This window comes from Streptomyces sp. DvalAA-14 (assembly GCF_900091855.1).
In the GTDB taxonomy this organism is placed as follows: Bacteria; Actinomycetota; Actinomycetes; order Streptomycetales; family Streptomycetaceae; genus Actinacidiphila.
On sequence record NZ_FMCH01000145.1, the window covers coordinates 21,157 to 27,661 of the forward strand.

General features: G+C 71.4%; 5 protein-coding genes and 2 pseudogenes. 6 read left to right on the plus strand and 1 reads right to left on the minus strand.

The window, feature by feature from the left end:
* Positions 1-22: 22 nt before the first annotated feature.
* Complete coding sequence (locus GA0115240_RS06930; RefSeq protein ID WP_093735773.1) at positions 23-1,849, minus strand: ABC transporter ATP-binding protein; 1,827 nt, start codon at positions 1,847-1,849, stop codon at positions 23-25.
* A 350-nt stretch (positions 1,850-2,199) separates the two neighbouring features.
* Between GA0115240_RS06930 and GA0115240_RS06935 the strand changes: the two genes are divergently transcribed.
* From GA0115240_RS06935 to GA0115240_RS06960, 6 genes and pseudogenes are all read left to right on the plus strand, one after another.
* Entirely contained in the window at positions 2,200-2,802 is a 603-nt protein-coding gene (locus tag GA0115240_RS06935) for an RNA polymerase sigma factor (protein WP_256069588.1), read from the plus strand.
* On the plus strand, positions 2,799-3,431 hold the full coding sequence (locus GA0115240_RS06940; RefSeq protein ID WP_093735775.1) for a hypothetical protein: 633 nt from the start codon (positions 2,799-2,801) through the stop codon (positions 3,429-3,431). The genes GA0115240_RS06935 and GA0115240_RS06940 overlap by 4 nt, the downstream gene beginning before the upstream one ends.
* A 95-nt stretch (positions 3,432-3,526) precedes the next feature.
* Positions 3,527-4,189 (plus strand): TetR-like C-terminal domain-containing protein, encoded by a 663-nt coding sequence (locus tag GA0115240_RS06945; protein ID WP_161302062.1) that lies wholly within the window; start codon positions 3,527-3,529, stop codon positions 4,187-4,189.
* 120 nt (positions 4,190-4,309) lie between these two features.
* Positions 4,310-5,099, plus strand: a pseudogene (locus tag GA0115240_RS06950) (aldo/keto reductase).
* A 178-nt stretch (positions 5,100-5,277) separates the two neighbouring features.
* Positions 5,278-6,096: an SAM-dependent methyltransferase gene (locus GA0115240_RS06955; RefSeq protein ID WP_237554669.1), complete on the plus strand. Its 819-nt coding sequence runs from the start codon at positions 5,278-5,280 to the stop codon at positions 6,094-6,096.
* Positions 6,097-6,277: 181 nt separating this feature from the next.
* Positions 6,278-6,505: pseudogene (locus GA0115240_RS06960) on the plus strand (hypothetical protein); the annotation flags it as partial.

Genomic DNA, 6,505 nt, shown 5'->3' on the forward strand with positions numbered 1-6,505 from the left:
CACGGACGGCGTGGTCGACGGGTCAGAGCCCGTCGACCGTTTTCCGGGGGGCCGCGGTGGCCCCGGCGTCGTCGAGGAAGCCCCCCGACTGGTGCTGCCACAGCTTGGCGTAGGTACCGTTCGCGGCGAGCAGCTCCTGGTGGGTGCCCTGTTCGACGATCCGCCCGCGGTCGAGGACGACAAGCCGGTCCATGGTGGCCACCGTGCTCAGCCGGTGCGCCACCACCAGTGCCGTCCGCTGCTCCATGAGCCGCCACAGCGCCTCCTGGACCAGCAGCTCGCTCTCGGAGTCCAGGGCACTGGTGGCCTCGTCCAGCAGCAGGATCGGCGCGTCACGCAGGATGGCCCTGGCCAGGGCGACCCGCTGGCGCTGGCCGCCGGACAGTTTGACCCCGCGTTCACCGACCAGGGTGTCGAAGCCGTCCGGCAGTGCCTCGGCGAACTCCGTGACGTGCGCCACCTCGGCGGCGCGGCGGATCTCGGCGGCGCTGGCGTCCGGCCGGGCGAAGGCGATGTTGTCCCGCAGTGTGCGGTGGAACATCGCCGGATCCTGCGGCACGTACGCGATCAGGCTGCGCAGGTCCGTCTGCCGCAGCCTGCTGATGTCCTGGCCGCCGATCAGGATCCGGCCGGCGTCGATGTCCGTCATCCGCAGCAGCAGCCGGGTCAGCGTGGTCTTTCCGCCCCCGGACCGGCCCACGAATCCGATCTTGGCTCCGCTGGGCACCGCCAGTTCGAGGCTCTCGAACAACGGCCCGGCCCCCGCGTGCGCGAAGGTCACCCGCTCGAAACGGACGTCCGCGGCGCCGGAGCGCAGCGGCTCCGGCGCCACCGGGTCGAGCACGGTCGGCGGGGCCAGCAGCAGTTCGGTGAACTGCGCGGCCTCGGTCATCGAACTCTCCAGCCGGCGGTAGATCTGGTTGAACTCGAACATGACCCGCGTGGCGTTGCTGTAGTAGGTGAAGGCGACGACGACGGCCTCCACCCCGCCCCCGCCGAGCGACACCGCGAGCAGCAGGCCCAGCCCGTTCGTCAGCACGGACATGGGAGCGACCAGGGTGTCGATGCGCAGGTTGCCGTAGTCCCACGACCGGAGCGTCAGCCGCCGCGACTCCGCGACCCGGGACCGGTGTTCGGCGGCCTCGCGCTCCTCGGCGGCGAACGCCCGGACGGTGTCGATGTTCATCAGGCTGTCGGCGACATGACCCGACACCCGGGCGATCGCCTCCTCCCGCAGGCCGACGAGCGCCTGGCGGCGGCGGATCAGCGGCGCCACACCCACGGCGGTCAGCGCGATCAGCCCCAGGAGCCCGGCGACCAGCAGCGGTTGGTAACGCCACAGCACCACCGACCCGAAGGCCAGCGGCAGGAAGCTGCCCACCACCGAGAACGTGAGCGTGTCGACGAAGTCCTCGAAGCGGGAGGCGAAGCTCAGGACCCGCTTGGTCAGCGACCCGGCGAAGTTGTCGTGGAAGAACGCGGCGTCCTTGGCGAACAACTCGTCCATGCCGACCACGTACAAGTGCTCGATGCCCAGGGCGTCCACGCGGTTCAGGCAGTGCAGACCGACGCGCCACAGCGTCTCCGCGAGCAGGAGAACGCCGGCGAACGCCAGGACGTAGGGCAGCGTCGCCGAGACGGCGATACCGTGGTCGGCGGAGATACGGCCGACGAGCTTGGCGACGACCAGCGGTGCGATGTAGCTGATGCCGATATTGCCCACCGCCGGCAGCAGCAGCGCCGGCGCCGTCAGCCGCCGGAGCCGGGCCAACTCCGCCCCGTAATACCGCAGTGCGAGCAGAACCGAGCCCCGGCCCGGTGCACTCGCGCGTAATTCAGGCGATCCCATTCCCATCCCCACCCTGTGTGGTCGTGCGGGAGCCCGCCCCGTGCTTCTCGGCAGACCGACCGCTGGCGCGCCGGCCGCGGAATCGCCGTCGGTTCGCGCTCCGCGGAGGACCTCGTTCCCGCGATCCGGGCGGTCGGCAGATCCGGCGCCGCTCACCGCGGCGCGTCCGTTTCCCGGGCAGGCCGGGAACCGCAGTGTCCCGTGACGGCGCCCGGACCGTCCAAGCGTTTTTTCCGGCCGCCGGCCGCCGGGGGTGACCGAGTTCCGGGACGCGGTAACGCTTTGCCCGCCGCGGCCCACTATCGGGTGTGGGCAGGTACGGATGCCGGATTCCAGACAGGGAGTGATCGGTGAGCCAGACCGAGCCAGTACGCCGGATGGGCCGCGATCCCGCGGCACTTGAAGAGGTCTACCGGGCGCACGTCGAGCAGGTGATGCGCTTCGTCGCTCGGCGGGTGGCCGACCCGCACCTCGTGGCGGATCTGACCGCCGAGGTGTTCCTGCAGGCCGTCATCAGCGCCGAGTCCTACCGCGGCTCCCAGCACGGGGTCGGCGCGTGGCTCTACGGCATCGCCCGCAATGTGACGTCGGCACACTGGCGGCGGGAGGAGCGCGAGCGCGGTGCGCGGGCGTCGATATCCGGTCGCCGGATGCTGGAGGAGGACGACCTGCTGCGGCTGGAAGAGCGCATCGACGCCGAACGCCGGGCCCGCGAGCTGTACTCGACGATCGCCCGGCTGCCCGAAGGAGAGCGAGCGGTCCTGGAACTGATCGCCGTCGACGGCCTCAGCGTCACCCAGGCCGCCGCCGCTCTGGGCATATCCGGCGCGGCGGCTCGGGTCCGGCTGCACCGCGCCCGGCGGACCATGCGTGCGTCGCGGCGGGAACCGACGCCCCGAAACGTGCGGCCCGGCGAGCACCCCGAGATCGTCACGGCGAAGGAGTTGACATGAACAAGAGTGCGGAGTCCCAGGAACCGGGCGGATTCGAGCTGCGGTTGCTCGGCGAACTGAAGGCGGTCGTCGCCGAACGCGCTGCCACCGCCGCGGCGCCCGCACCGGTGCGGGTACGGCCGAGGTGGCGGCGCCCGGCCGCGGCACTGGGGGGCGCCGTGGCGCTCGGCACTGTCCTGGCACTGGTCGTCCCGGTCCTCACCCACAGCCCGACGAGCCGGGCCTACGCGGTCGAGGTCGGCCGCGGCGGCACCGTCACGATCACCTACCACGATTTCGGCTTTCTGAGGTATGCGGCCGGCCGTGAGGACCTGCATCGCAGACTGCTGGCCGCGGGCATCCGCAATACCGTGGCCGGGGTCGCCCCGTACTGCGTCACGGGATCCCATGACGCCCCGGGCTTCATGGAACACCGCAGCCACTCCGTCGTACTGCACCCGGACCGGCTCCCGGCGACCGATGAACTCCTCATCGGCATCCAGGGGAACGACGGTCCCCGTGATGGCTTCACCATCGGGTTCACCGAGGTGCGCATCGACCCGGACAGGTGCGGCGGCTCCGATTCCCCGCCGTCCGGCAAGCCCGCCACCGCCCCGGTCCGCCCGCCGGACAGCGCCCAGCACCGCTAGTGCTGACGGCAGCGTCCCGCACCCCTCGACGCGCGCTGAACGAAACCGTATCGTTCCGGAACTAGATGGTCCGATCGCTCGTTTCGGGAGCCGCGATGTCTGATAGCCCTCCACCGACCCCTCCCACCCCGGCCCGGTCCGATCAGGCTTCGGACCGGGGCCGCGGTGGCCGCTCCCGCGACACCTCGCGCGATGACGCCCTGCGCCGGGCCGCTCTCGACCTGGTGACGGAGATCGGCTACGACCGCATGACGATGGACGCGGTGGCGGCCCGGGCGGCAGCGGGCAAGGCGACGGTGTACCGCCGCTGGTCCAACAAGGCCGAGTTGGTGGGCGATGCGTTGGCACATCAGCATGCCGACGGTGTCGTGCCCGACACCGGTTCCCTGCGGGGGGACCTGGCGGCGTTCGGCGAGTCCTTGTTCTCCGGCCAGGACCCGCTCTACAAGGCCCGGCTGATCACCGGACTGGCGTCGGCCGTGCTGGCCGACCCGGAGCTGCGCCGGACCTTCGAGACGCTCGTACCGCCCACCGAGCGCGCGGTGGCGACGATCGTCGACCGGGCGGTGGCCCGCGGCGAGATCGCCGCCCCGGCCGATCCGGCGCTGATCGCCGCGATCCTGCCGGCGTTGGGCCTGCACCGTCTGATCTTCTCGGGCGTCGGCCCGGACCCGGACTACGCGGCCGCGGTGATCGACACGGTGCTGCTGCCGGCCCTGCTGGCCTCGTCCGCGTCCCCATCGCCCGCGACGCGATAGCGCGCGTCGATCCGTTCGGCTTCAGGGCCCGACCCGCGCACCGTCGGACCGGCCCGCGGCCCGGGCGGCCCGCCCGCACGGCTCCGCGCCGACCCCTCGTCCCACACGAAAGAGGTCCGCATGTCCCACCGTGACACCCCGGAAAGCCGCGACACTTCGGCGGACGGCCGGCGGCCCGGCGGTCCGGCGGCCCTCGCCGGTCGAACGGTCTCCCGCATCGGATACGGAGCCATGCAGCTGGCTCGCCATGCCGACGACCCCGGTCAGGCGATCGGACTCCTGCGTCGCGCGGTCGAACTCGGCATCGACCACTTCGACACGGCTCAGTTCTACGGAAACGGCCTCGTCAACGACCTGATCCGCCAGGCGCTCCGGACCGAGGACGTGCTCGTGTCGAGCAAGATCGCCGCGGACGCCGATCCCGGCGGACCGGTCCATCTCCGGCTCGCCCAGCGGCCCGCGGAACTGCGCGCCAGCGTCGAGGACAACCTCAAGAGCCTGGGCGTCGAGCAGGTCGCCGTCGTGAACCTCCGACGCCCCGACGACCGCCCGGGACTGCGGGGCGAGGGCGACCAGGCCGTCGGCCTCGACGACCAACTCGCCGTACTGACAGCGATGCGCGCCGAGGGCAAGATCGGCGCGATCGGGCTGAGCAACATCACCCTCGACGGGCTGCGCCGGGCGATCTCCGCCAGCATTGTCTGTGTGCAGAACGCCTACAGCCCTCGGACATACCCCGTCCCAGGTCGGCCTGGCCTGGCTGCTGCACCACGCCCCCAACGTGCTCCTCATCCCCGGCACCGCGGACGTCGAGCACCTCGAGTCCAATGTCGCGGCCGGCCGCATCCACCTCGACGGCGGTGTGCTGGCCGCCCTTGACGGTGTCTCCGGCATCCGAACCCGTCGGTGAGGCCCGGAGCGTGCCGAACCGGTGGATACAACAGTGGGCACGGCTGCGGGAGTTGGTGGGAGCAGCGAGCCTGTACTCACCCGGTCCGGCATCGCCGAACGGCTCCGCGTCCTGCGCCCGGGATGGGACACTGACCGAGCCGGCCCGGGTGCCACCGGGAAGGAACGGGAGGACAGCGTTGACCGAGCAGGGATTCCCGCTAGAGGAGATCGACACCAGCAGGCCTCATCCGGCCCGCATGTACGACTACTACCTCGGCGGCAAAGACAACTTCAAGGTCGACCGCGAGGCCGCGCAGCGGGTGATCGACCTGTTCCCGGACATCGTGCCCATGGCGCGGAGCAACCGCGGGTTCATGCACCGGGCGGTGCGGTACATGGTGAACAGCGGTATCCGGCAGATCATCGACATCGGCACCGGCATTCCGACCGCGCCCAACACCCACCACGTGGCGCACGAGGTGTCACCCGAGGTCCGCGTCGCGTACGTGGACAACGACCCGATCGTGGCGACCTACGCGGGGGCGCATCTGCTGGGTGCCGCGAACACCGGCTTCCTCCTCGGTGATCTGCGCGACCCGGAGAGCGTCCTGAAGCACCCGGCCATCCGCGAACTGATCGACTTCGGCCGGCCGGTCGGGTTGATGCTGGTGGCGATCCTGCACTTCATCCGGGACGACGAGGATCCCGCGGGGCTGGTCGCGGCCTACCGCGACGCGCTGCCCGCCGGCAGCCACCTGGTGCTCAGCCACACCACCGGCGACTTCCACCGGCTGGACGGCGACGCCGGCCAAGCCCGGGACGTCTACCGGGACAAGGGCGCCACCGCCACGCTCACCTTGCGGTCCCACGCTGAGGTGTTGGGCTTCTTCGACGGCTTCGCGCTGGCCGAGCCCGGACTGGTCCAAACGCCGCTCTGGCGTCCTGACGGCCCGGTGCCGACGGAGCAGGAGATGGCACATGTCGGCTTCTACGGCGGCGTCGGAATCAAGCTCTGACCCCCCGCGCCGAACGGGAGACGGCCCCCCGTCGGGCGCCACCTGACCGCCGTCACGCCCCGGTCGCGCGCCCCCAACGCCGACAAGCACCCGGCGCCGGCCCAGCGGCCGTGGCAGGAATTCGTTGCTCTTGGTCAGTACGGTCACTGTTTCCGGCGCGGATCAACCCGCACAGTGAGGTATGGCACAGGACAGCGCGCCGAAAGCATCCGACGGGGCCAGGGCACAGCACGCCGGGGTGCGGCAGGTCTGGCGCGAGTCCCCGAGAGCGGTGAAGTCCCTCCTGGCCGGCACCGCGATCAACCGGCTCGGCGGCTTCGTGCAGGTCTTCATGGTGCTGTACCTGACGCACCGCGGCTTCTCCGACACCCAGGCGGGTGCGGCGCGTCGGGGTGTACGGCGCGGGAGC